22 protein-coding genes and 1 pseudogene are annotated in these 24,445 nt (G+C 71.0%); 13 read left to right on the top strand and 10 right to left on the bottom strand.

Annotated elements, in window-relative coordinates; genetic code table 11:
• Positions 1–312: 312 nt before the first annotated feature.
• Positions 313–1,548, bottom strand: coding sequence for a PucR family transcriptional regulator (locus tag E1161_RS24175; protein WP_132627032.1), 1,236 nt, complete (start codon positions 1,546–1,548; stop codon positions 313–315).
• A gap of 98 nt (positions 1,549–1,646) precedes the next feature.
• On the opposite strand from E1161_RS24175, the gene E1161_RS24180 reads away from it, so the two are divergent.
• From E1161_RS24180 to E1161_RS28225, 3 genes and pseudogenes are all read left to right on the top strand, one after another.
• On the top strand, positions 1,647–3,143 hold the full coding sequence (locus tag E1161_RS24180; protein ID WP_235875274.1) for a flavin-containing monooxygenase: 1,497 nt from the start codon (positions 1,647–1,649) through the stop codon (positions 3,141–3,143).
• On the top strand, positions 3,140–4,045 hold the full coding sequence (locus E1161_RS24185; RefSeq protein ID WP_132627034.1) for an alpha/beta fold hydrolase: 906 nt from the start codon (positions 3,140–3,142) through the stop codon (positions 4,043–4,045). Before E1161_RS24180 ends, E1161_RS24185 begins: the two co-directional genes overlap by 4 nt.
• A gap of 91 nt (positions 4,046–4,136) precedes the next feature.
• A pseudogene (locus E1161_RS28225) lies at positions 4,137–4,235 on the top strand (acetoin dehydrogenase); the annotation flags it as partial.
• A gap of 54 nt (positions 4,236–4,289) precedes the next feature.
• On the opposite strand, the gene E1161_RS24195 reads toward E1161_RS28225, so the two are convergent.
• Positions 4,290–5,417, bottom strand: coding sequence for an NAD/NADP-dependent octopine/nopaline dehydrogenase family protein (locus tag E1161_RS24195; protein ID WP_132627035.1), 1,128 nt, complete (start codon positions 5,415–5,417; stop codon positions 4,290–4,292).
• Between the two features lie 338 nt (positions 5,418–5,755).
• On the bottom strand, positions 5,756–6,739 hold the full coding sequence (locus E1161_RS24200; RefSeq protein ID WP_132627036.1) for a YeiH family protein: 984 nt from the start codon (positions 6,737–6,739) through the stop codon (positions 5,756–5,758).
• Between the two features lie 114 nt (positions 6,740–6,853).
• On the opposite strand from E1161_RS24200, the gene E1161_RS24205 reads away from it, so the two are divergent.
• A complete protein-coding gene (locus tag E1161_RS24205) occupies positions 6,854–7,753 on the top strand; it encodes a LysR family transcriptional regulator (protein ID WP_132627037.1) in 900 nt (299 codons plus the stop codon).
• Here the strand turns inward: E1161_RS24205 and pabB are convergent.
• A complete protein-coding gene (gene pabB / locus E1161_RS24210) occupies positions 7,688–9,724 on the bottom strand; it encodes an aminodeoxychorismate synthase component I (protein ID WP_132627038.1) in 2,037 nt (678 codons plus the stop codon). The two genes, E1161_RS24205 and pabB, sit on opposite strands and share 66 nt — an antisense overlap.
• A gap of 30 nt (positions 9,725–9,754) precedes the next feature.
• Positions 9,755–11,248: a serine/threonine-protein kinase gene (locus E1161_RS24215; protein ID WP_132627039.1), complete on the bottom strand. Its 1,494-nt coding sequence runs from the start codon at positions 11,246–11,248 to the stop codon at positions 9,755–9,757.
• 218 nt (positions 11,249–11,466) lie between these two features.
• On the opposite strand from E1161_RS24215, the gene E1161_RS24220 reads away from it, so the two are divergent.
• On the top strand, positions 11,467–12,450 hold the full coding sequence (locus tag E1161_RS24220; protein WP_132627040.1) for an aldo/keto reductase: 984 nt from the start codon (positions 11,467–11,469) through the stop codon (positions 12,448–12,450).
• 94 nt (positions 12,451–12,544) lie between these two features.
• On the top strand, positions 12,545–13,771 hold the full coding sequence (locus E1161_RS24225) for an acyl-CoA dehydrogenase family protein (protein WP_408012065.1): 1,227 nt from the start codon (positions 12,545–12,547) through the stop codon (positions 13,769–13,771).
• 1 nt (position 13,772) lies between these two features.
• Here E1161_RS24225 and E1161_RS24230 read toward each other — a convergent pair whose 3' ends face one another.
• Both E1161_RS24230 and E1161_RS24235 read right to left on the bottom strand, forming a co-directional pair.
• Entirely contained in the window at positions 13,773–14,663 is an 891-nt protein-coding gene (locus tag E1161_RS24230) for a diacylglycerol/lipid kinase family protein (RefSeq protein ID WP_235875275.1), read from the bottom strand.
• A gap of 196 nt (positions 14,664–14,859) precedes the next feature.
• Complete coding sequence (locus E1161_RS24235) at positions 14,860–15,048, bottom strand: hypothetical protein (RefSeq protein ID WP_132627042.1); 189 nt, start codon at positions 15,046–15,048, stop codon at positions 14,860–14,862.
• Positions 15,049–15,397: 349 nt separating this feature from the next.
• Between E1161_RS24235 and E1161_RS24240 the strand changes: the two genes are divergently transcribed.
• Both E1161_RS24240 and E1161_RS24245 read left to right on the top strand, forming a co-directional pair.
• Positions 15,398–15,826, top strand: coding sequence for a GtrA family protein (locus E1161_RS24240; RefSeq protein ID WP_132627055.1), 429 nt, complete (start codon positions 15,398–15,400; stop codon positions 15,824–15,826).
• A 29-nt stretch (positions 15,827–15,855) separates the two neighbouring features.
• Positions 15,856–17,331: a diacylglycerol/lipid kinase family protein gene (locus E1161_RS24245; protein ID WP_132627043.1), complete on the top strand. Its 1,476-nt coding sequence runs from the start codon at positions 15,856–15,858 to the stop codon at positions 17,329–17,331.
• Between the two features lie 62 nt (positions 17,332–17,393).
• Here the strand turns inward: E1161_RS24245 and E1161_RS24250 are convergent, their stop codons facing one another.
• Entirely contained in the window at positions 17,394–18,443 is a 1,050-nt protein-coding gene (locus tag E1161_RS24250; RefSeq protein ID WP_132627044.1) for an NAD(P)-dependent alcohol dehydrogenase, read from the bottom strand.
• A gap of 108 nt (positions 18,444–18,551) precedes the next feature.
• Here E1161_RS24250 and E1161_RS24255 point away from each other — a divergent pair, with 108 nt between their 5' ends.
• The 4 genes from E1161_RS24255 (at position 18,552) to E1161_RS24270 (ending at position 21,804) form a co-directional block, all read left to right on the top strand.
• Positions 18,552–19,145, top strand: a complete 594-nt coding sequence (locus E1161_RS24255; protein ID WP_235875276.1) for a TetR/AcrR family transcriptional regulator — start codon at positions 18,552–18,554, stop codon at positions 19,143–19,145.
• A 386-nt stretch (positions 19,146–19,531) separates the two neighbouring features.
• Positions 19,532–20,419, top strand: a complete 888-nt coding sequence (locus E1161_RS24260; RefSeq protein WP_132627046.1) for a BKACE family enzyme — start codon at positions 19,532–19,534, stop codon at positions 20,417–20,419.
• Positions 20,420–20,431: 12 nt separating this feature from the next.
• On the top strand, positions 20,432–21,385 hold the full coding sequence (locus tag E1161_RS24265) for a 3-hydroxyacyl-CoA dehydrogenase NAD-binding domain-containing protein (protein ID WP_132627047.1): 954 nt from the start codon (positions 20,432–20,434) through the stop codon (positions 21,383–21,385).
• Positions 21,382–21,804, top strand: coding sequence for a thioesterase family protein (locus E1161_RS24270; RefSeq protein ID WP_132627048.1), 423 nt, complete (start codon positions 21,382–21,384; stop codon positions 21,802–21,804). The genes E1161_RS24265 and E1161_RS24270 overlap by 4 nt, the downstream gene beginning before the upstream one ends.
• Here E1161_RS24270 and E1161_RS24275 read toward each other — a convergent pair.
• On the bottom strand, positions 21,786–22,625 hold the full coding sequence (locus tag E1161_RS24275) for a MerR family transcriptional regulator (RefSeq protein WP_132627049.1): 840 nt from the start codon (positions 22,623–22,625) through the stop codon (positions 21,786–21,788). The two genes, E1161_RS24270 and E1161_RS24275, sit on opposite strands and share 19 nt — an antisense overlap.
• A gap of 39 nt (positions 22,626–22,664) precedes the next feature.
• Complete coding sequence (locus E1161_RS24280) at positions 22,665–23,105, bottom strand: Rrf2 family transcriptional regulator (RefSeq protein WP_132627050.1); 441 nt, start codon at positions 23,103–23,105, stop codon at positions 22,665–22,667.
• Between the two features lie 159 nt (positions 23,106–23,264).
• On the opposite strand from E1161_RS24280, the gene E1161_RS24285 reads away from it, so the two are divergent.
• Positions 23,265–24,383: an NADH:flavin oxidoreductase gene (locus E1161_RS24285; RefSeq protein ID WP_132627051.1), complete on the top strand. Its 1,119-nt coding sequence runs from the start codon at positions 23,265–23,267 to the stop codon at positions 24,381–24,383.
• Positions 24,384–24,445: the final 62 nt, after the last annotated feature.

The raw sequence follows: 24,445 nt of genomic DNA on the forward strand, positions 1-24,445 counted from the left end.
ACTGCTGCCCGGACCGGAGCGCAACGCCGCCGGCCAGCTCGAAGCCACCGAATCACGCAGCGGCACCAAGTCGATCGCCGACTGCGTGCACGAACGCGGCCTCGAACTCGGCACTGGACCAACGCGGGCACGCGCACCTGCGCGGAGGCCGTGCCGGGGGCGTTCGAACACGGCCGAGGCGCGGTCCTCTGCCGAGTGGCGAGCGTCGACCACCTCAAGCACGACGACTGCGACGACCAGGGAGCCCCGCCGCCGAGCGCTACGCGACCACGGATGAGGCGGGCGCGCGACCGCTTCCACCGCCGAGCGGCCCTAACCGGTGCCGCGCCAGTGCAGGGCTTCGAGAGCCGCCGCCACCGCGAGGGCGTTCTCGGCGAGAGGGCGCGGGAGCAGCTCGTCGGCCTTGGCGAGCCGGCGCAGGACCGTGTTGCGGTGGGTGTAGAGGCGTTCGGCGGTGCGGGTCGTGCTGCCCAGCTCGCGAACGTAGGTCAGCACTGCGGTGCGCGTCTCGGCGTCGGCGTGCTGCAGATCGCCCAAGGTGTCGGCCAGGAACTCATCGGTCTGGGTGGGTTCGCTGGTCAGCAACGACACCAGCTGCACGTCCTGGTAGCGGGCCACCTGCTGCGGTGAGGTGAGCCTGGCGACCATGCGCTGCGTGGTGGCGGCGTCGAGGTGGCTGCGGCGGAAGCCCTCGACGCCGGTGCCGGCACGACCGACCGCGACCCGCACGTCGGGGTGGTCGGCCAGGAGCGTGGTCAGTCCCACGACAGGTGGCGCGGTGGCCACGGGCAGCCAGACCCACATGGCCGCGGCGCTGGCGATGACGGTGAGGCGGTGGTCGGCACCGGCCGCGCGGGTCACCGCCTCCGCGGCGGCCTCGACCTGCTCGGAGCTCCCCGCTCCGCTCCAGAGGATCGCGGCTGTGTGCGGGCCGGAGAGCCGGTAGCCGAGCCTGCTCTCGGCCCGCGCTCGCCCGATCGGCGCGCCCTCCAGCAGCAGCGTCACCGCCGCGCGGCGTTCCGCGTGCGCACCTCGGGTGAGCTCGTCGCGTTCGTGCTGCATGCGCTCGCTGACGGCGGCGACGGTGTCGTCGATGAAGGTGCTGATCGACACGGCGGAGACGTCGAGCAGCTCGCGCAGCTCATCGGGGTCGTCGGTGAGATCGAAGGCGATCTCGATCCAGCGCCGCCACGCGACGTTCTGGGCCGTGCGGTAGGAGTCCAGCGCGGTCTCGTCCAGACCTCGCCGCACCAGGTCGCGGGATGCTTCGAGGAGTTCGGAGCTCGTGTTGGCCGGAACCCTGCGTCCCGGGTCCTGGACGTTGGCGGCTGCCCAGTGCAGCAGGTTCGCGAGGTTGGCGCGGCGGGTCGCGGCGGCCAGCGCCGGGTCCTCGGCGACCAGCCGGACCCGCGCACCACCGAGGGCGGCGGCGTGCAGCTCCTCGACCCACTCGGCGTGCGGGTTCAGCGCGATCTCGGCACCCCGCCGGAACAGCTCCCGCACGCGCGGGGACACCCTCGGCCACTCGGACGCAGCATTCCGCACCATCGCCGCATGATCCTGGTGCATGTCGCTGTGGCGCAAATCGGCCGGTGCCGGGCATGCTCCCGGGGAGAGAGCAGTCGGTTCCGCGGGGAGCAGCACACGTGACCACCACCGAAACACCGGTCGAGCACCTCGACGTCCTGATCGTGGGTGCCGGGATCTCCGGCATCGGCGCCGGCCGCTACCTCAAGACGTCGCACCCGGGCAAGTCCTTCGCGATCTTGGAGGCACGCGGCGCCTCCGGCGGGACGTGGGACCTCTTCCGCTACCCCGGCATCCGCTCGGACTCCGACCTGCACACCTTCGGCTACGAGTTCAAGCCGTGGCGGGACGAGGAGTCGATCGCCTCGGCACCGCGCATCCTCGACTACCTGCGCGAGACCATCACCGAGAACGACCTCGAGCCCCACATCCGCTTCCACCACGAGGTGGTGGGCGCCCAGTGGTCGTCGGAGCGGGCGCGCTGGCTCGTCGACGTGGAGGACCCCGGAACCGGCGCTCGCCACCAGCTCAGCGCGCGCTGGGTGTTCAGCGCCGGCGGCTACTACCGCTACGACGAGGGGTTCACCCCGCACTTCGAGGGCCGGGACCGGTTCTGCGGTCCGATCATCCACCCGCAGCACTGGCCGGAGGACCTGGACCACTCCGGCAAGGAGGTGCTGGTGATCGGCAGCGGCGCGACAGCGGTGACGCTCGTCCCGGCGATGGCGGGCACGGCCTCGCACGTGACGATGTTGCAGCGCACGCCGACCTACATCATGCCTGTGCCCAGGAAGGACGCCGTAGCCAACATGGCGGGTCGGCTCTTCGGTCCCGAACGCGGTTACGCGATCGCGCGGCGCAAGAACATCCTGCAGCAGCGCTTGATCTGGAGCTTCTGCCAGCGCTTCCCGAAGACCGCGCGCAAGCTGATCCGCTACGTCAACAGCAAGGCGTTGCCCGCGGGCTATCCGGTCGACACCCACTTCAACCCGCCCTACGACCCGTGGGACCAGCGGCTGTGCGCGGTGCCCGACGGCGACCTGTTCAAGGTGATCCGGCGGGGCGAGGCGTCGGTGGTCACCGACCGGATCAAGACGTTCACCGAGCGGGGCGTGGAGCTGGAATCCGGCGCGGAGCTGGAGGCGGACGTCATCATCACCGCCACCGGCCTGAACGTGCAGCCCTTCGGCGGTGTGCCGCTGGTGGTCGACGGCGAACCGGTGCACCTGCCGGACACGATCGCCTACAAGGGCATGATGCTCTCCGGCGTACCCAACCTGGCGTTCGCGATCGGCTACACGAACTCGTCGTGGACGCTGAAGATCGGCCTGCTGTGCGAGCACTTCTGCCGCCTGCTGACCCACATGGACAGCTACGGGCTCGACATCTGCCGACCGGTCCCCAGCGATCCGGCGATGCCCAAGCGCCCGTTCCTGGACTTCGGCGCCGGCTACATCCAGCGCGCGGTCGACCAGCTGCCCAAGCAGGGCGGCCGGATGCCGTGGCTGACCTCGCTGAGCTACCACTCCGACGTCAAGTTGCTGCGCTCGGACAGCGTCACTGATCCCGAGCTGCGGTTCTCCCGCGCCGCAGCCCGCGCGGAGGTGGCCCCTTGAGTGAGGACCGCTTCGTCGACCTGCCCGCGGGACCCCGGATCTGCTACCGCGTCGACGGCCCGGCCGCCGGGACTCCCCTGGTGCTCATCGCGGGATTGGGCCTGGACCTGACCTCGTGGCCGCAGCGGCTGATCGACGGGTTCACCGAGCGCGGTCTCCGGGTGGTGCGGCTGGACAACCGCGACGCCGGCCGCTCGTCGCGGATCGGCACGCCACCGCCCGGCAGGCTGCGCCAGCTGTTCGCCCGGCCCCGGCCGGACTCCTACGACCTGGGTGACATGGCCGCCGACACCGTCGGCCTGCTCGACCACTTGGGTCTCGAGCGCGTGCAGCTGCTGGGGATGTCGATGGGCGGGATGATCGCCCAGACCGTCGCCGCCCGGCACCCCGACCGGGTCGACTCGCTGACCTCGATCTTCTCCACCACGGGTGCGCGCCGGGTCGGCCAGCCCGCGCGGTCGACGCTCGTGCGCATGGCCAGGGGCCCGACGCACGCGGTCGAGGAGTCGGTGGAGCGGCACCTGTGGATGCTGCGGCACATCGGTTCGGCGTCGTTCCCGCCGGACGACGACCTCGAACGCGCGTGGGCGGCCGGGCTGTGGGAACGCGGTGGCGGTGCCCGGGCCAAGGAGGGCAGGCCGCGTCAGATCAGCGCGATCCACGCCAGCGGCGACCGCACGGCCGAGCTGCGCCGGATCACCGCGCCCACGCTGGCGATCCACGGCGACACCGACCGCATGGTGCACGTCAGCGGCGGTCGCGCAACGGCCGCGGCCATCCCCGGCGCCCGCTACGTCGAGATCGGCGGCATGGGTCACCACATCGCACCTGGCCTGATCGACCGGTTGGTGGCGATGATCACCGAGCACATCAGCACCGCGGCTGAGGAGTCGGCCCGATGAGCGAGGTTCGCGGCAAGGTCGCAGTGGTCACCGGTGCGGGTCGGGCATCGGGCGCGAGATCGCGTTCGAGCTGGCCCGCCGGGGTGCGCGGCTGGCGGTCTCGGACGTCGACGAGACCGGCCTGGCCGAGACCGCGGACCGGGTGAACGACCTCGGCGCCGGGGTGCGCTCGGCTCGGCTGGACGTCAGCGACCGCCAGGCCGTGGAGGCTCACGCCGAGTGGGTGGGTGCGCACTTCGACTGGTCAGACTGCTGCCGCGACGCTACCCGGCGCTGGCGGCGCAGTTCGAACGTCGGCGGTTTTCCCGGGGTTGAGCGCGCGGCGGATTCCCTCGTGGTCGAGGTCCGCCCAGCCGAGCCGTTCGAGGGTCCTGCCGCTGCGGCGGAAGGACTTCCCGGACAACGTGGACATCACGTTGACGATGGAGCCGACCATCGGCGTGGCCACTCCCGCCTTGTCGGCGAGGGCCTCCACCGGCACGAGCGTCGAGGCGATGTCCTCGTGCAGGAACCGGTGGTCCAGCGATCCGGGCGCGAGGATGGTCTTGTAGGGCGCTGCGCTGCGCATCGCGTCCAGCAGGCTCGTGCTGGTGCAGCCGTAGTAGCGGTCGAGCACCTCCGGCATGGGCATCAGGGTGGCGCCGTAGGCCGCAGCGACCTCGCGGAACTCCTGCTCGACCTCGCGCAGCAACGCGACGGTGCGGTCGGAGACGCCGTCGAGGTAGAACAGCAGTTCCTCGCCGCGGTCGATGGTGCCGAGGTTGGCCAGCGCGATCGGCGCGTGGGCGACCGCACCGAAATCAGTGAGTCCTCTGTGGACCAGGTTGGTGGCGTTCTCCAGCCAGGGGAACCAGTTCCGGACCACCGGCGCCCGGCGTTCGACCGCACCGGGTGTTGCGCCGGAGACGAGGTTCCACCGCTTCGTGCCGAGGACCCGCACGCCGTCGTCGCCGTCGGGACGGGCGGCGAACAGGGCGTCGGTCTCCACCACGTCCACGTGCGGAGCTCCGGCGCTGCTCAGCGAAGCGGCGAATTCAGCGCTGCCGCAGAGCTTCCCGGAGAACAGCACGATCAGGTGGTCCGCGGTGAGGTGCGCGGCCAGCGACGCGGCGATCTCCGGATAGGCGGTGGTGATCGCAGCGATCACCACCACTCGGCAGCGCCGCGCCAGCTCCGCGGGGTCGGCGGTGACCTGGGCGACCGGGAACCTGCCCTCCAGCTCCCCGGTCGCCCGGATCTCGCCTCCGGCCCGGACACCCGCCACCCGCTGCGGGTTCCGGGTGCACAACCGCACCCGGTGACCCGTCGAGGACAGGTGGGCGACCACGGCCAGCCCTTCGCCACCGCCCCCGATCACACCGATCTCGTCCACCGCAGCACTGCTCCTCGCGATCGATCCCACGTCCAAGAGGTCGGAGGGATCATCGCCGCAGTTCCCGTGACCCGACCCGCAGGAGCGCGTTGCGCGAGGAATGTCGCCGGTGGGCAGTTCTGGTCCGAACTGCCCGTGCTCGGAGCGCGGCAGCTTGGAGCCGCGGCTGCGCCGAATGGGAAGAGGACGCGACACGCCTGCGCGGCCACGCGAACGAGGTCGACGTGGCGGCGCTCGGTCAGCAGGTCCGCGGGGAGCACGACCAGGGTCCACCGCGGTGTGCGAACGACCGGATCGACCGTCCCCCTGCGCGGACGACTCCTCGGACCGCCGGTGAGTCAGCTCAGCAGCGTCATCGTCGTGATGGCCAGCGCGGTGACCAGGAGCGTCGAGCAGGTGCCCAGCGCGAAGGCGCGCGGCCCGGTGCGCATCAGCGCCGCGACGCGGACCGTGGTGCCGAGCGCGAAGAGCGCGGCGGTCAGCAGCAGGGTGGTCACCGGCTTGGACAGGTCGACGACGAACCCGGGCAGCTGACCGCTGCTGCGCAACGCCACGGCCACGAGGAATCCGACGACGAACAGCGGCATGATCGGCGGGCGCCGGCTGGTGGTCTCGCGCCGCCGCAGGACGCTGACCACCGTCACCAGCGGTGCCAGCAGCACGACGCGGCTGAGCTTGACCACGACCGCGATCGCCACCGCCGACGCCCCCAGCGGCGAAGCGGTGGCCACCACCTGGGCCACCTCGTGCACGCCGGCACCGGCGATCCTGCCTGCGAGGTCGCCTCCGACGCCGGTGCCCGCGAAGGTCACCGGCAGCGCGATCATCGCGACGGTGCCGAAGACCGTCACCATCGCCACGCTGGTGGCCACGTCCTCGTCCTCGCGGTCAACCACGCCTTCCACCGCGGCCACCGCCGACGCCCCGCAGATCGAGAACCCGGTCGCCACCAGCAGCGACAGACCTCGCGAGACTCCCAGCACCCGGCCGAGCCACAGCGTCCCGGCGAAGGTCACCGCCACGGTGACCAGCACGGCCAGCACCGTGCCCGCACCGAGCCCGAGGACCTGGGCGATGCTCAGCTGCAACCCGAGCAGCACCACGCCCGCGCGCAGCGGCGTGCGCGCCACCCACTCGAGTCCCGGCCGAACCCGGTCGGGCAGGCGTGGGAGGTTCCCGACGACCACGCCCAGCGCGACCGCCACGGTCAGCGCGCTGAGCACCGGAACCTGCGAGGACACCAGGATCGCCGCCGCCACGGCCGCGCCGGTGAGCACGAGTCCCGGGACGAGGTGGGCGTCAGCGCTGGTCAGGATCTTCACACGGTCACGTTCGCCGACCGCGCGGCGACCCGGTAGCCGTCGTCGGCGCAGGTCGTCATAGCCCGATGGAATGCCCGATCCCCATCGCACCCGCCCAGGACCTACCCTTCGGGCATGACCGCGCCCGATTCGGAATCCCTGCGCCTGCTGGTGCTGGTGGGCGAGCTCGGCAGCATCGGGGCGGCCGCCGCCGAGCTGCGCATCAGCCAGCCCTCGGCGAGCAAGCGCCTCAACAGGCTGGAACGCCAGCTCGGCCTGGCGCTGCTGGAACGCACCCGGCAGGGCTGCACGCCCACCCCCGCCGGGGAGGTGGTGTGCGGTTGGGCGCGCGACGTCCTCGCGCACGTCGACGGGCTGATGAACGGCGTCCGCGCGCTGCGCGCCCAGCACGAGTCCAAACTGCGGGTAGCGGCGAGCATGACCGTCGCCGAATACCTCGTGCCGCGCTGGATCAGCCTGCTGCGGGAGGCCCTGCCCGAGGTCCACCTGGAGCTCGACGTCACCAACTCCGCGGCGGTCGCCGAAGCGGTTCGGCACGGCCAGGCCGATCTCGGCTTCATCGAAACACCCGACCCACCCGAGGGCGTGTCGGTCCGCTACGTCGCCCGCGACCGCATGCTGGTCATCGCCCCACCCGGACATCCCTGGGCGAAGCTGCGGCGACCGCTGACCCCCGGAGAGCTGGCCGCCACCCCGGTGATCGTGCGCGAACACGGCTCGGGCACCCGCGAAACGCTGCACCGGGCGCTGGCCGATGTCGGCACGACGCCGGTGGCTCCGCTGCTGGAACTGCGCTCGACCACCGCGGTGCGCAACGCGGTCGTCGCCGGCGCCGGTCCGGCGGTGCTCAGCACGCTCGCGGTGGCCACCGACCTCGCCGAGGAGCGGCTCGTGGAGGTCCCGGTCGCCGACCTGGACCTGCGACGACCGCTGCACGCGGTCTGGCGCTCAGGGCTTCAGCTCACCGGCCCGGCCGCGGCGCTGCTGGCCACCGCCATGCGAGCTCCCGACTGACGGCGGCAGCGCGCGCGTCGGTGCGGCGGCCTTGAGCAGCATCTCGTCGAACTCGGCCTCCGGATCCGACGCCAGCACGATCGCGCCACCGGCGCCGACCTGCCAGCGGCCGTCGACGAGCACCATCGTGCGGATGACGATGTTGAGGTCGGCCGCGCCCGAACAGCTCAGGTAGCCGATGGCGCCGGAGTACACGCCGCGCGCCCGGTCCTCGAGCTCGCCGATGATCTCCAGCGTGCGAGGTTTGGGCGCCCCGGTCATCGACCCGCCCGGGAAGCAGGCGCGCACGCAGTCGATCGCGTCGCGCCCGGGGTGCAGCGCACCGCGGATCGTGGAGACCAGCTGGTGCACGGTCTCGTAGGTCTCCACCGCCATCAGCTCGGGCACGTGCACGGTGTCCACCGCGCACACCCGGCCGAGGTCGTTGCGCATCAGGTCGACGATCATCAGGTTCTCGGCCCGCGTCTTCGGATCGGCCGCCAGCTCCCGCCGGATTCGCGCGTCCTCCTCGGGGGTCTCGCCGCGCGGAGCGGTGCCCTTGATCGGCTTGGCCTCCACCACCCGGTCCTGGGTGATCTTGAGGAACCGCTCCGGCGAGGAGCACGCCACCTCGACACCGCCCGCGCGCAGGAAAGCGGAGTACGGCGCGGGATTCCGGCGTCGCAGCCGCCGGTAGGTCCGCAACGCCGGTTCCGAGGCGGGCAGGTCCGCCGTGTTGGTCAGGCAGATCTCGTAGCTCTCCCCCGCCAGCAGGCGCTGCTTGCACTGGAGCACGTCGCGCACGTACTCGGCGCGGTCGCGGGCCAACGCGGACTCGACGCCGTCGGCGGAACCGTCGCCGGGCTCGTCGAGCCGAACCGGGTTCGACAGCAGCGCGGCGGTGTCGGCGAGCCAGTCGACCGCACCGGATCGGTCCGCGCCCTCGCTCAGCGCCACCAGGTAGGTGCGCTGCTGCTGGTGGTCGACCGCGACGAAGCGATCGGCGAAGATCCACACCGCGTCCGGGGTCGGCGAGCGGTGCCGGTTGGGCGAACCGCAGTCGGCCTTGAGCTCGTATCCGAAGTAGCCGACGTAACCACCGGTGAAGTCGAACGGCAGCGGCGGCGCTTCCACCTCACGCCGCGCCAGCTCCCGCTGCAACCGGTCGAGGACCGGCTCGTCACCGGAACCGACGCGGTAGACGAGTGTGTCGCTGAGCGGACCGGAATCGTCGCCGAGGAAGGAGAAGCGCGACAGCCCCTCTTCGACCCGGGAGCTGTCCAGCCAGAAGGCGTTGGACGACTCGGAGAACAGCCGCGTGAACGCCGATTCGGTGTCGACCGCGCCGTCCAGCTCCACGACGTTGGCGCGGAACCTCCGCTGCGGCGGGACTCTTCGCGGAACCCGTCGCGCGGTCCGAGGTGTGCTGCGGGTGGCGAGATCGCGGAAGTTGGCGAGCAGCCGCTCGCCGTGCTCGGACTCGACCGACTCCGGGTGGAACTGCACGCCCCAGCGCGGCAACCGCCTGTGCCGCAACGCCATCACCACCCCGTCCTCGGCGCGCGCGGTGACCAGCAGTTCCTCGGGCAACGGCTCGGCCACGCACAGCGAGTGGTAGCGCACGGCCCCGAAACCGGTGGGAATCCCGGCGAACATCACGTCGCCCTCGTGCTCGACCCGGGTGATGTGACCGTGCCGCGCGACCGGGGCGGGCACCACGCGCGCGCCCTCGCTCACCGCCAGGCCCTGGTGCCCGAGGCACACCCCCAGCACCGGAACGGTGGCGCTGTCCAGGACGTCGGCGCAGATGCCGAAGTCGCGCGGACGTTCAGGAGTCCCGGGGCCGGGCGAGAGAACGATGTTGTCGTAGTCGTCGAGGTCGACGGATGCGTCGTTGGTGACCACGTGCGGTTCGCAGCCGTTGACCCGGGCCAGCAGGTGGAACAGGTTGTAGGTGTAGGAGTCGTGGTTGTCCACCAGCAGCGTGCGCACGACTCGACCCTCCGTCCGGGGGTTGCGAGGTCAGCTGCCCTCGCCCTTCTTGTCCTCTTCGCCCTTGCGGTCCTCGCGCCCCTCTTTCTCCTCCTGCTTCTCCTTGCCGGGCGGCTCGGGGCTCCCGGTCAGCGCGGGCGGCGGAGGCGCTGCGCGCGTCGAGGAGTGCAGGACCGCGTCGGAGACGATCAGCGGCTGCTGGGCGCCGCGCAGTCCGAGCTGGTGGTGCTCGGTGATGCGGGCCCCATCGGTCATGAGCAGTTCGACTCCGACCAGGACGGTGTTGGGGGCGCTGGTCCTCGGCGGCTCGACGACGCGCACGTCGGCCACGCTGGACCAGAAGCCGTCGTAGCCCGCGCGGCCCTGCGCCTGCAACCCGGTGCCCAGCCGCGTCCACGCGTTGGCGGGGTTCTCGGGCAGCAGCGCGTAGTAGTCCGAGACGACGCGTTCGAGCTCGGCGGCCGTGGCGGACTGCTCCACCGGCCGCTCCTGCTCGCCCGAGGGCAGCAGGAAGGCCAGCAGGACCAGCACCACCGCGGCGGCCCCGGCGACCGCGTAGATCCAGCGCCGCGAGCGAGCGGGCCGCTGCGCGGGCACCGGAACGTTGTCAAGGCGGGTGCCCTGGCTCGGCGAGCCGGCCGGGAGCCGGGCCACCGGCTGCGTGATGTCGGGGTCGGTGATCGGCGGGAGCGGCGACGGGGCTCCGGAGACCACGGCTTGCAACGCCTCGCTGGCCTGCGCGGGCGTGGGCCGCTGGGCCGGGTCGGCGTGCATCATCCGGGTCAGCACCGGGGCCAGCACGCCCGCCAGCTGCGGCGGGCGGATCTCCCCCGCCGCGACCTCGTGCAGCAGGGCGATCGAGTTCTCCGCGTCCTCGCCGAACGGGGGCACGCCCTCGACCGCGGCGTAGAGCGTCGCCCCCAGCGAGTAGACGTCGGAGGCGGGCGTGGGCGCGTGCCCGCGAGCGACCTCGGGAGACAGGTAGGCGGGCGTGCCCGCGATGACGCCGGTCTGGGTGACCGCGACGTCGTCGACGGCGTGCGAGATGCCGAAATCGGTGATCTTGGCGGTTCCGTCGTCGCTGAGCAGGATGTTGCCCGGCTTCATGTCGCGATGGGTGATCCCGGCGGCGTGGGCCGCGTCGAGCGCGGCGGCCGTCTGCGCGCCCATGCTCGCCACCGCACCGGGCGTCATCCGCCCCTCGTCCTCCAGGACCTCGGCGAGGCTGCGCGAGGGCAGGTACTCCATGATCAGCACGGGGAAGCCGTCCTGCTCGATCACGTCGTGCACGGCCACCGCGTTCGGGTGGTGCAGGCGCGCGGCGATGCGGCCCTCGCGCATCGCCCGCTGCCGGGCCTCTTCGACGAGCTCGGAGTTCGACCCCGCGCTGGGGTTGAGCTGCTTGACCGCGACCGGGCGCCCCAGCAGCTCGTCAGCGGCCAGCCACACCACGCCCATGCCGCCGCTGCCCAGTCGCCGCTCCAGCCGATACCGGTCGGCGAGCAGCGCGCCCACTTCTGCCACGCGTAGCCCTTCTGCTCGGGAGAACCCCACCCAGGCTAACCCGGACGTGTGATCGGCCGTGGACCCCCGGGCACCTTCCCGGGCTCCGAACTGGGAGAACGGCTCTTCCCGGAGCCTCGACATCCGGTTTTTGGGCCAGCGAACGCCGAGTGCGGAAATCCTGACGGCACGTGACCGGTGCGTGACACTGTGGTCCGACCGACCACGGGAGGAACGTGATGGAGTACCGGACCGTCGGGGCCACCGGCGTTCGCGTGTCGCCGCTGTGCCTGGGAACGATGTCGTTCGGCGCGGAGGCCGACGAGCAGACCTCGGCCGCGATGTTCCAGCAGGCCCGCGAGCTCGACCTCAACTTCTTCGACACCGCCGACGTCTACGCGGGCGGGCGCTCCGAGGAGATCCTCGGCAGGCTCATCGCCGACTGCCGCGACGAGGTCGTGCTCACCTCGAAGGCGTTCTTCCCCACCGGACCTGACATCAACGCCCAGGGCTCCTCCCGCCGGTACCTGGTGCGCGCGGTGGAGGCCAGCCTCCGGCGCCTGGGCACCGAGTGGATCGACTTCTACTTCGTGCACGCCTTCGACGTGCGCACCCCGATCGAGGAAACCCTGCGCGCGCTCGACGACCTGCAGCGGCAGGGCAAGATCCGCTACCCCGCGGTGAGCAACTGGGCGGCCTGGCAGATCGCCAAGGCGCTGGGGATCTCGGCCAAGGACCGGCTGGCGCGCTTCGAGCTGATCCAGCCGATGTACAACCTCGTCCGCAGGCAGGCCGAGGTGGAGATCATGCCGCTGGCCGAATCCGAGAAGCTCGGCGTCATCACCTACAGCCCGCTCGGCGGCGGTCTGCTCACCGGCAAGTACGGGACCAGTCGCCGCCCCGAGACCGGACGTCTGGTCGACAACGAGCGCTACGCCCGGCGCTACGGGCAGGAATCCGACTACGTCACCGCCGAGAAGTTCACCGACTTCTGCGCCCAGCAAGGCGTTGCGCCGGCCACGCTCGCCGTTGCCTGGGCGATGTCGGCCCCGGCGGTCACCGCCCCCATCATCGGCGGTCGCGATCTCGACCAGCTCGCCGATTCGCTGGCGGCCCTGGACATCGACATGACCCCGGACCTCCGCGAGGAGATCTCCCAGCTCTCCCCTCCCCCGCCGCCGGCGACGGACCGCACCGAAACCCGCGACGCCGTTCTCACCTGACGCGGGAACCTTGCCGGGTGCGGGAAGACCCCGACGACGCGGGCGCTATTGTGCTCCTCGTCGTGGCGTTTCCGCGTCGCCCGGAGGGATGGCCTTGAGCAGCGACGAGATCTCACGTTGGGCCGAACGGCCCAGGCCATCGTCCGCCGAAGGGTGGATCGCACGCGGACGCGAAGTCGCGGGGGTTCTCGCCACCGACGCCGTCGAGCGCGACCGGGCCGGTGCGGTGCCGACGCGAGAAGTTCAGCTGCTCAAGGACTCCGGACTCGTCACCTTGCTGGGACCCGCGGAGCACGGTGGCGCGGAGCAGCACTGGACCACCGCCTGCCGCGTGGTGCGCGAGGTCTCCGCAGGGGACGGATCGATCGGCCAGCTGCTCGGCCACCACTACGTGTGGGCTTGGGCGATGCGCTTGGTCGGCACGCACGAGCAGATCGCCGAGGTCGACGAGCTCTACACCACCCGTGGTCACTTCTTCGGCGGCGTGGTCAACCCGCGCGACCACGACCTCGTCGTCACCGATGAGGGCGCGACCCTGCTCTACCGCGGCAAGAAGTTCTTCTCCACCGGCAGCCGAGTCGCCGACCTGCTGGTGCTGGAGGGAACGCTGGAATCCAGCGGGAACAACGTGTTCGCGGTCGTGCCCGCCCAGCAGGACGGGATCACCTTCGGCGACGACTGGGACAACCTCGGCCAGCGACTCACCGTTTCCGGCAGCGTGGAGATCACCGACGTCCGGGTGCCCTGGTCCGGCGCCGCCGGGTACGTCGACAAGCAGTTCCGCCCGTCGGCCTTCAGCACCCTGCACGTGCCCGCGCTGCACCTGGTGTTCGCCAACCTCTACCTCGGCATCGCCCAGGCCGCGCTGCGCGCGGGCGTCACCTACACCCGGGGCCACACCCGCGCCTGGCCCTACGGCGGCGAGGGCAAGGACTCCGGGACCGAGGAGTTCTACGTGCTCGAGGGGTACGGCGACCTGCAATCCAAGCTGTGGGCGGCCGAGACGCTCACCGACGCTGCGGGGGCCAACCTCGCGCAGCTGCTGCACGCCGACCGCGATTCGGTGACACGCGAACAGCGGGGCCGCGCAGCGGTTCTCGTCTCAGCCGCCAAGCAGCGGGCGATCGACGTGGGCCTGGAGATCGCCAACCGGGTCTTCGAGCTCACCGGTGCCCGCGCCACGGCCAACTCGGTGGGCATGGACCTCTTCTGGCGCAACCTGCGCACCCACAGCCTGCACGACCCGGTGGCCTACAAGCGGGTCGAGGTCGGCCGGTACACCCTGCGCGGTGACCTGCCGACCCCATCGCCCTACAGCTGATCTACTCCGGCGCTTCACCGTCGGTCCAGGTGCGCGGCACGACCACGTGCAGGGCGTTGCGCGCGACCTCGAAGGTCTGCGGAGTGCTGGAGACGACCTCGCCGTCGATGTTGATCGGCAGCGCACCCCCGGTGTCGATCCGCACCGCGCGGGTCCGGATGTGCTCGACCTGATCGCTGGACCCGCCGGTCTTGAGACCGCGCACGACGTCGGCGAGCTGGCGGAGGTTGCCCTGCCGGATGACCGTGATGTCCAGCGCGTTGTCGTCGATGCCGGAGTCACTCGCGGCCAGCTGCCCGCCGCCGAAGTAGCGACCGTTGGCGACCGAGACCTGGAGCAGCTTGTCGTACTCGCGGTCCTCGTGATCACCGTCCGGGAAGCTCAGCTCGGCGCCGAACGGCCGGTGCCCGAAGAACGCCTTGGCGGTGGCCACCGGGTAGGCCAGCGGGCCGACGTAGCGCTTCAGCCGGGGCGACATGGCCTGCGCGACCTCTGCACCGATGCCGACCGAGGCGCGGTTGACGTAGTAGTTGTCCCCGCAGAGCCCGAGGTCGACGTCGACGATGTGGCTGCCCAGGATGGTCTGGCACGCCTCGTCGAGGTCATCGGGGATGTGCATGGTGCGGGCGAAGTCGTTGGCCGTGCCCAACGGCAGCAGCGCGAGCGGGACGTCGCGGTGCGCGAGGCAGTCGACCACCGAGCTGACGCTGCCGTCTCCGCCGCCGATGATGATCAGGTCGTGGCCGCTCCTGGCCGCCGCGTCGACGGTTTCGACCAGCCGCGACGGGTCCTGCAGCGGGTAGGTGGCGCCCAGGGGCACACCGAGCTCGCGCAACCGGTCGAGGGCGTAGGCGTAGGCCTTGCCTCCGGTGCGCGAGTGCACGTTGACCACCAGGGCGGCTTTGGTGACAGGCCGCTCGATGCGAATGGTCCGCCTCCTGCGAAGTTCGGGGACACCGACGGCGTCCTTTCTACCCGTCGCCAGGTCGCGGACCACACCCCAGAGGGGTGTCCGCAGGCCGGGTGGCGCCGCCGCGAGGCGTGGGAACGGGCCCCGCGGCCTTCAGCTCAGCGCAGGGGACGTTCGGTCAGGCGCGGGCGCCGACGTCTGCGGTGACGACGCCGGTCGAGACCAGGCGGCGCTTGGCTCGGCGGGTGCCCCACGGACCGTGCAGGGCGATCATGTCGGACGGGAGCGGACAGGTGCGCCCACCTTCGGCGATCCGGGAAATACCGGCCTCCGGGCGGGGCTGAGCGTGCTTGGACACAGTTCTCACCAGCGAAGAGTAGGTAACGAGCGAAAATTGGGCAGGAGAGCACGCGCTGCCGAGGATCAATTATGCGCCATCCGATGTCGATCTTCACGGCGGGGTCGCCAGCTTTCTGAAAGCAGCGAATTCCATTCGCATTCCGATGTGGATCGCACTGCGGTTCTCCGGAGTTCATCGGGTTTTCGCCTTCGCTTTCACTTTCCACTGAAGCAATAGGCGTCATCGCCACTCACGCGACCCTCGGCAGGTCGCGTTCATGCGTGCATGCCATGGTTGCGTCATGACCGCCGGGCAGCAGGCCGAGCCGATCGCACAGCAGTCCCAGCCCGACCGAGGGCAGCGGTTCCACGCCGCGATGGAAGCCGTGACGCGAAGACTCCCCTTCGGGCTCCCCCACGTCATCGCGCCGAGCCTCCTCGGCTTCGCGCTGATCAACGGATCCACCTTCGCCTTCGACCTGCTGCTGCTCACCCTGTTCCGCAGCGCGCTGCACTGGCCGGTCCCGGTGGCGTTCACCGTCGCCTACCTGATCGCCTTCGCGCTGAGCTTCGTGCTCAACCGGGCGTTGAACTTCCGCTCGCACGCTCCCGTCGGACCGCAGGCCGCGCTCTACGCGGTGGCGATCCTGATCAACTACCTGGCCTTCATCCTCGGCCTCGGCAGCGGCCTGGCGGCGCTGGGCACGCAGTACCACGTGTCGCGGCTCATCGCAGGCCTGTGCGAAGCGGTGTACATGTACAGCGTCATGCGCTGGGTCATCTTCCGCGACACCGACGGTCGCTGAGCTCCACACGCACCGGCTAGGGTCTCGACGTGCTCACGAGGGTTCGCGCGACGCTCCGCCGACTGAGGTCCGCGGACCACGACTTCGTGCTCCGTTCGGCGTCGTGGCCGCGCAGCACCGCCGACCCGACGTTGCTCCGGCTCACCCACCTCGCCGATCACAGCAAGCTGTGGCTGGGCATCGCCGCCGTGCTGGCGACCAGGCGCGGGCGGCTGCGGCGAGCGGCGTTGCGCGGAGCCAGCGCCATCGCGTTCACCAGCGCCGTGACCAACGGCCTCGGCAAGCCCCTCCTCCCCCGCCGTCGTCCGGCCGCCAACCTGCTCCCCGTGCGCCGCAGGCTCAGCGCACCGCCGTCGTCGTCCTCGTTCCCGTCCGGTCACGCGGCCTCCGCGGCCGCGTTCACCACCGCGGTGTGGATGGAGTCCCCCGAGCTGGGCCTGGCGCTGCTCCCGCTGGCCGGGGCCGTCGCCTACTCGCGGGTGCACACCGGGGTCCACTGGCCGACCGACGTGCTCTTCGGCGCCGCGATCGGCACCGCCATCGCCGCCTCCACCAGCCGCTGGTGGCCGGTGCGGCCCTCCACGCCGAGCATCGCCAGGCCGAGCGCCCGCACCGTCGCGCTGGAGGAGGGCGACGGGCTGGTGCTGCTGGTCAACCCCTCCTCCGGCGATCCCGCCCGGGACCCCACCGCCGAGCTCGCCGGACTCCTGCCGCGCGCCGACTTCGTGTACCCGCTGCCCGGGACCGATCTGGCCGAACAGCTGCAAGAGCACCTCGACGCCACCGGGGACGCGAAGGCGCTCGGCGTTGCCGGCGGGGACGGCAGCGTCGCGGCGGCAGCGGCGGTGGCGGCGGTGCGCGGACTGCCGCTGCTGGTGGTGCCGAGCGGGACCCTCAACCACTTCGCGCGCGACCTCGGCGTCACCAGCACCTACGACTCCGTGCGGGCGCTGCGCGCCGGTTCGGCGGTGGACGTCGACCTGGGCACCGTCAAGGTCGACGACCTGCCGCACCAGTGGTTCGTCAACACCGCGAGCCTCGGCGGCTACCCGGACATGGTGCGGCTGCGCGAGAAGTGGGAGCACCGCTGGGGCAAGTGGCCCGCCGGAGCGGCTGCGCTGGTGAGGGTGCTGGCCAGCGCCGAGCCGATCCCGGTGCGGATCAACGGGATCGATCGCAAGATCTGGCTGTTCTTCGCCGGCAGCAACGGGTATCAGCCCAAGGGGCTGGCTCCGACCTGGCGGCCGAGGCTGGACACCGGAGTGCTGGACGTCCGCTACATCCGCGCGGACCTGCCGTTCTCCCGGACCCGGTTCGTCGCGGGAGCCCTGACCGGGGCGCTGTTCAACAACCGCGCCTACGTTCAGCAGGAGCGCGACCGGGTTCGGGTCGAGGTGCTGGGCGCGCCCGTGGCGCTGGCCCGTGACGGCGAGGTCTCCCTCAAGGGAACCGTCTTCGAGTTCGCCGCCCGCGACGGCGCGCTGCACGTCTACCGGCCGGACTGAATGGGAGGACCCGGGGGCGCCGCGTCCCGTGTTCGGCGCCCCCGGTCCACCTCGATCGTTCGTCAGGCGCCGATGGTGGCGGTGTCGATGACGAAGCGGTAGCGGACGTCACTGCCGGTGACGCGCTCGTAGGCGGCGTTGACCTGGTCTGCCGAGATGGTCTCGATCTCCGCGCCGATCCCGTGCTCGGCGCAGAAGTCCAGCATCTCCTGGGTCTCGGCGATGCCGCCGATCATCGAACCGGCCAGCGACTTGTTGCCGCCGATCAGCGAGAACGCGCTGTAGGACAGCGGCGTGCCCGGGGCACCGACGTTGACCATGGCGCCGCCGACGCGCAGCAGGCCCAGGTAGGAGTCGATGGGCAGCTCGGCCGAGACCGTGTTGAGGACCAGGTCGAAGCGGCCCGCCAAGGTCTCGAAGGTCGACTCGTCGCTGGTCGCGTGGTAGTCCTTCGCGCCGAGCTTGAGACCGTCCTCCTGCTTCTTCAGGCTCTGGCTGAGCACCGTCACCTCGGCGCCCATCGCGGCGGCCAGCTTGACGGCCATGTGGCCGAGACCGCCCAGGCCGACCACGGCGACCTGCTTGCCGGGGCCGGCACCCCACTGGCGCAGCGGCGAGTAGGTGGTGATTCCCGCGCACAGCAGCGGTGCGGCGACGTCGAGGCCGATGCCCTCCGGGATGCCGCAGACAAAAGCGTCCTTGACCACGACCTGCTGGCTGTAGCCGCCGTAGGTGTTCTCGCCGTCGAAGCCGACGCCGTTGTAGGTCTGGACGTTGCCCTTGACGCAGAACTGCTCGGTCCCGGCCTGGCAGTACTCGCACTCACCGCAGGAGTCGACCATGCAGCCGACGCCGACGCGGTCGCCGACCTGGTACTTGGTCACCGCCGAGCCGACGGCGGCGACGGTGCCCGCGATCTCGTGGCCCGGGACCATCGGGAAGATCGCGGTTCCCCAGTCCTCGCGGGCCTGGTGGATGTCGCTGTGGCAGATGCCGGCGTAGGCGATGTCGATCAGCACGTCGTCCGGCCGCAGGTCACGTCGCGTGATCGTCGTCTGCTCCAGGGGTGCCCCCGGGGACGGAACGGCGATAGCGTTCGTGATCGTGCTCATGAACCCTCCATGGAACAGCTTGTGCACGAGCTCTCGATGTAAGAGCCTTCTTACATCACGACGTGAGTGGGCTCTTACATATTCCGACCGAGAGATGTGATCCAGGACATGGGCGGCAAGTACCACCACGGCGACCTCCGCGCCGAGCTCGTGCGAGTCTCGCTGGAACTCATCGCCGAGCGCGGCGTCGAGAGCTTCTCCGTCGCCGAGGCCGCCCGCCGCGCCAAGGTCAGCCCCGGGGCCCCCTACCGGCACTTCCCCGAGCGGGAGAGCCTCGTCGCCGCCGTGGCCACCGAGGTCGCCCACCAGCTGGCCGATGAGGTCGAACAGGCGGCGGGCGAGCACACCGATCCCGTCGAGGGACTCGCCGCCGCCGCGGGCACCTACACCGGATACCTGATCCGGCAGCGGGTCGGGATGGACCTGATCAACGCCGAGGTCCTGCAGGGCCCCCGCTACGCCGAGCTGCACGACCAGACCCGCCGCCTCACCGACCAGGTCCTCCTGCGCACCATGGCGGTGGCCGCCCCGGCCGACGCCCTGGAGCTGATGGAGCAGTTGTTCACCCAGGCCCACGGCTACGGCACCTTCTGGCTCAACGGCGTCTTCACCAAGCACGGCTACACCACGGAATTGGTGGTCCGGAAATCCGCCCGAGCCGCCCGGGTCGCCGTCGAGGGCTACCGCCACACCTCATCCTGACCTCCCGAACCTCACCAATCACCTCGCAACCCCGATCTCCGCCGTGTTCAGGCACCGGAGAACTGCGGCAATCGGGGGTGCGAGGGCGAGCCGAGCACCCGACCCGTGGTTGCGATTGACTGATTCCTCAGTTGAATGTTGCGATTTGCGCATGGTGTCGGTACGGTCCGGTGCGTGTTGGACGGCGGGTGGGTCGAGCGGGTCGGCTCAGCTCCACGAAGCGGGCCGGCACGTGATCGCCGCGCGCGTCGCTCAGGCGCGCGGAACATCAGCCCCACGATCCAGCCACTTGCCCGGCCGCTCCGCGGAGCCGTTGCGCCGCCGGGTGCACACGAGTCCATCCGACGCGAGATGGTCCGCACCGCAACGAGCTCGGAGGAACACCGATGAACGAAGAGGTCATCATCACGGCGGCGCTCACCGGCGCCGGCGACACCGCCGGCAAGAGCCCGCACGTGCCGGTCAGCCCGGAGCAGATCGCGCGGGCGGCCGTGGAGGCGGCGAACGCGGGCGCGGCCGTGGTCCACGTGCACGTGCGCGACATCGAGACCGGCCAGGGCACGCGAGATGTGTCGGTCTACCGGGAGACGGTGCGGCGGATCCGCGAGTCCGGTGTGGACGTGGTGCTCAACCTGACCGCGGGCATGGGCGGTGACCTGTTCATCGACCAGGACGACCCGCTCAAGCCGGTCGACGGAACCGACCTGGTCAACGGCCTGGAGCGGCTGCCGCACGTCGAGGAGCTGCTGCCGGACATCTGCACGCTGGACTGCGGCTCGCTGAACTTCGGCGACGGCAGCCAGCTCTACATCTCCACCCCGGACATGCTGCGCGCGGGCGCCAAGCGCATCCAGGAGCTGGGCGTGAAGCCCGAGCTGGAGATCTTCGACACCGGCCAGCTGTGGTTCGCCAAGAAGATGATCGAAGAAGGCCTCATCGACGCCCCACCGCTGTTCCAGCTGTGCATGGGGATCCCCTACGGCGCTCCGGTCGATCCCGGCGTTCTCCAGGCGATGGTGAACATGCTGCCGGAGGGCGCGAACTGGGCGAGCTTCGCCATCGGCCGCAACCAGCTCCCGTGGGTCGCGCAGTCGGCGCTGCTCGGCGGGCAGGTCCGCGTCGGCCTGGAGGACAACCTCTACCTGAGTCGCGGCGTGAAGGCCACCAACGCGCAGCTGGTCGAGCGCGCCGTGACCATCGTCGAGGGCATGGGCGCCAAGATCGCCACTCCGGACCAGGCCCGCGCCAAGCTCGGCCTCGAGCCCCGCCCCTGAAGGGAATCCACTGTGGACAACGAAAGCGCATCGCGGGTCCGGCACGTCGCCTGCATCGGCGCGGGCGTGATCGGCGGCGGCTGGGCAGCGCACTTCCTCGCCCGCGGTTACCGGGTCACCGCGTGGGACCCGGCGCCCGATGCGGCCGAGAAGCTCCGGCGACTCGTCGACGCCGCTTGGCCGGCGCTGACCGAGCTCGGGTTGGCGAAGCACGCCTCCCGGGACAACCTCACCGTCGCCGACACCCTCGGAGAAGCCGTCGCCGAAGCGGAGTTCGTGCAGGAGAGCGCGCCGGAGGACCTCGCGCTCAAGCAGGACCTGCTCGCCAAGATCGACGCCGCGACGCCGGCGGGCGTGGTGATCTCCTCGTCGACCTCGGGTTACCCGATGACCGACATGCAGACCCGGTGCGCGAACCCGGGCCGCCTCGTGGTCGGGCACCCGTTCAACCCGCCCTACCTGATCCCGCTGGTGGAGGTCGTCGGCGGCGAGTCCTCCGAGCAGTGGGCGGTGGACTTCGCGGCCGAGTTCTTCGAGGTCGCGGGCAAGCACGTGATCAAGATGGACAGCGAGGTCCCCGGTTTCATCGCCAACCGCCTGCAGGAGGCGATCTGGCGCGAGGCGCTGCACATGGTCGACAACGGTGAGGCGACCGTGGAGCAGATCGACGCCTCCATCACCGAAGGGCCCGGTTTGCGCTGGCCGCTGCTGGGGCCGTGCTTGACCTTCCACCTCGCGGGCGGCGAGGGCGGCATGGCGCACATGCTCGACCACTTCGGGCCTTCGCTGAAATCGCCGTGGACCCGGCTGGAGGCGCCGGAACTCACCTCCGAGCTGCGCGACCGGATGGTCGACGGGTGCGAGGAAGCGGCCGGCGGCCGCAGCATCCCGGAGCTGGTGGCCGACCGGGACAAGGCCGTCATCGCGGTGATGCGCGCGGTCAACGAGGTGCGGGAGGCGCGATGATGATGCGGCAGCAGGTCCGCCCGGAGTGGGTCGACTACAACGGTCACCTCAGCGAGGCGTACTACGTGCTGGTCTTCGGCTTCGCCACCGACGCCCTGATGGACCAGATCGGCATGGACTCCTGCTACCTGGAGCGGACCGGGTGTTCGCTCTACACGGTCGAGGCGCACGTCCGCTACCTCCGCGAGGTGCCTCCGGACTCGGAGATGCTCATCACCACCAGGGTCGTCGAGGTGGGCGCCAAGAAGCTGCGCCTCTGCCACGAGATGGTGGTGGACGACGTCCTGCGGGCCACGACGGAACTCGTCGCCCTGCACGTGGATTCCGGGCAGGGCCGCACTTCCCCGTTCCCGGAGGGCATCACCGAGGCCCTCAACACGCGCCTCGAAGCGGCCCCGGACTACGCGGGTCGCGTCTGAGCCGCCACGGCCTCCTGCAGGTAGCGGCGGAGGGCGTGGTGCTGCGCCGGTGAGAGTTGCGGGACCTCGGAGGTCATCGCCTGGATGGCGAGGGCTTTGACCTCGGGGTCGCGCTCCTCCTCGACGGCCAGGTCCTGCCAGAGGGCGTCGCCGTCGATGCCCGCCGCGAGTTCGGCTTCGCGGACGGCATCGGCCAGTTCGAGCTGGTCCTGGGCGCACTGCTCGACCCTCGGGTCGTCGGGGTCGGCCGTGGCGAGGTAGTCGTAGTGCTCGGTGACCCGGTCGGCCAAGGCGCGCAGGCGCTCGTCGGCGGCGGCGAGGTTGTCGGTGGCGGCTTGCAGCACCGCGCGCTGCGGGCCGAACGCCTTCTCCACGAGCAGCAGCATGTCCCGCTGCTGGCCGCCGGGCACTCCGGCGTGGCGCCGCATTCGGGCGACCTGCTCGCTCTCGTTGCCGACCTCGCCGATCAACGCCGGGGCGCCGCCGGCTGCGCGCACCAGGCGCAGCGCCTCGCGTTGCCGGGCGATCCGCCGCTCCTGCTCGGCCAGGTCGCGCTCGACGCCGTCGAGCAGGTCGGCGAGCTCGGTGGTTCCGTCAGCGACTCCCTCGATCTGCCTCAGGCTCAAGCCGAGGTCGACCAGCTTGCGGATCAGCAGCAGGCGGCCGATCGCCGAGGTCCGGTAGATCCGCCGGCCTGCGGAGTCGCGCTCGGCCTCATCCAGCAGACCGATCTGGTGGTAGTGGCGAATGGTGCGGGGTGAGACGTCGGCGAGCTCGGCGACCTGGCCGATCGTCAGCGGCTTGTGCTCCAGCGGGTTCATGGCGATCAGGCAACCAGTTGACGTCGCGTCAACCGCAAGTCATCGGTGCGCCGGTTCCAGCGCGCGGATCTCGCGAACGCTGTCGGCGAGGGTGCGGTCGCCCAAGGAGGCCAGCACGGCTCGCTCGGCTTCGGCGGTGAGGTTGGCGAAGAACTCGCCGGTGCGCGCGGCGACCATGCACACGTGCTCGCCGTCGGGTGAGCGCGCCCACAGCGGCTTGTCGCCAACCGCGCAGCGGTAGATGTCGGCGAGCGTGATCTCCTCGGCCGGCCTGCCCAGCCTGGCGCCGCCACCGCGACCCTTGGTGCAGATCACGAGACCCTCGGCGTGCAGCGGGACGAGCAGTTTGCGCACGAGGCTGGGGTTGGTGCTCAGCTCCTCGGCGAACTGCGTGGAGCTGCGCACCTCGGAGCCCTCTTCGGCCGCGATGGCCAGCCGCATCATCACCTGGAGCGCACGGCAGAACCGGATGTCGAGCATCTATTCCACCTCCGTCCGCGAGTCGCACCGAAGTCTAGCAACGGCCCCATAATTGCGACTGTCACAGTTGCAGTTTCCTGGATCGAATCTGTAAGTTTGTCCTGCACACTTCAGCTCCGGGACTTCACGCCTGGAACGCACCGACAGGAGAGCAACGCTGTGAGCAGTCGCGCTTCGCAGGCACTGGCCCGCCCGTTCACCCTCGGTTCCGCCGAGCTGCCCAACCGCATCGTGATGGCACCGATGACGCGGCAGAAGTCCCCGCGCGGCGTCCCCGGCGAGGACGTCGCCGCGTACTACGCTCGCCGCGCCGCCGCGGGCACCGGCTTGATCATCACCGAGGGCACCTACGTCGACCACGCCTCGGCGGGCTTCAGCGGTGACATCCCCCGCTTCCACGGCGAGGAGCAGTTGGCGGGATGGTCGCGCGTGGTCAGGGCCGTGCACGCCGAGGGCGGCAAGATCATGCCGCAGCTGTGGCACGTGGGCATCCAGCGCCCGGCGGGCGCGGGCCCGTTCCCGGAGGCCCCGGTGGTCGGCCCGTCGGGCGTGGGCCTGGACGGCGAGCCGGGCGCCGGTTCCCCGCTGACGCTGTCGGACATCGACGACCTGATCAACGCCTTCGCGGAGGCCGCGTGGGCCGCCGAGCGCATCGGCTTCGACGGCATCGAGTTGCACGGCGCGCACGGCTACCTCATCGACCAGTTCCTGTGGGAGCGCACCAACAAGCGCACCGACGCCTTCGGCGGCGACCCGGTCGAGCGCACCAGGTTCGCGGTCGACATCGTCAAGGCGATCCGCGAGCGCGTCGCCCCCGACTTCCCCGTCGTCCTGCGCTTCTCGCAGTGGAAGGCCGACAACTACGACGCCAAGCTCGCCGAGAACCCCGACGAGCTCTCCGCGATCCTCACGCCGCTGGCCGACGCCGGTGTCGACGCCTTCCACGCCTCCGGCCGCCGCTACTGGGAGCCGGAGTTCCCGGAATCGGGCTCGGAGCTCAACGTCGCGGGCTGGGCGAAGAAGGTCACCGGCAAGCCCGTCATCACGGTGGGTTCGGTCGGACTGGACGCGATCTTCGACCCCGCCTCGCTGGCGGGCAAGGGCGCCGGCGTGGAGAGCATCGAGCGGCTGCTGGAGCGCTTCGAGCGCGACGAGTTCGACATGGTGGCGATCGGCCGCGCGCTGCTGGCCGACCCGCTGTGGGGCCAGAAGGTCCTGGAGGACCGCCAGCACGAACTCGTCCCGTTCACCAAGGACGCCCTGGTGAACCTGTACTGATCTCGGCGAGATCGAAGAGGGCGCAGCGCGCGGATCCGCGCGCTGCGCCCTCTTCGCTACCC

The sequence above is a fragment of the Saccharopolyspora aridisoli genome, assembly GCF_004348445.1.
Classification (GTDB): Bacteria; Actinomycetota; Actinomycetes; order Mycobacteriales; family Pseudonocardiaceae; genus Saccharopolyspora; species Saccharopolyspora aridisoli.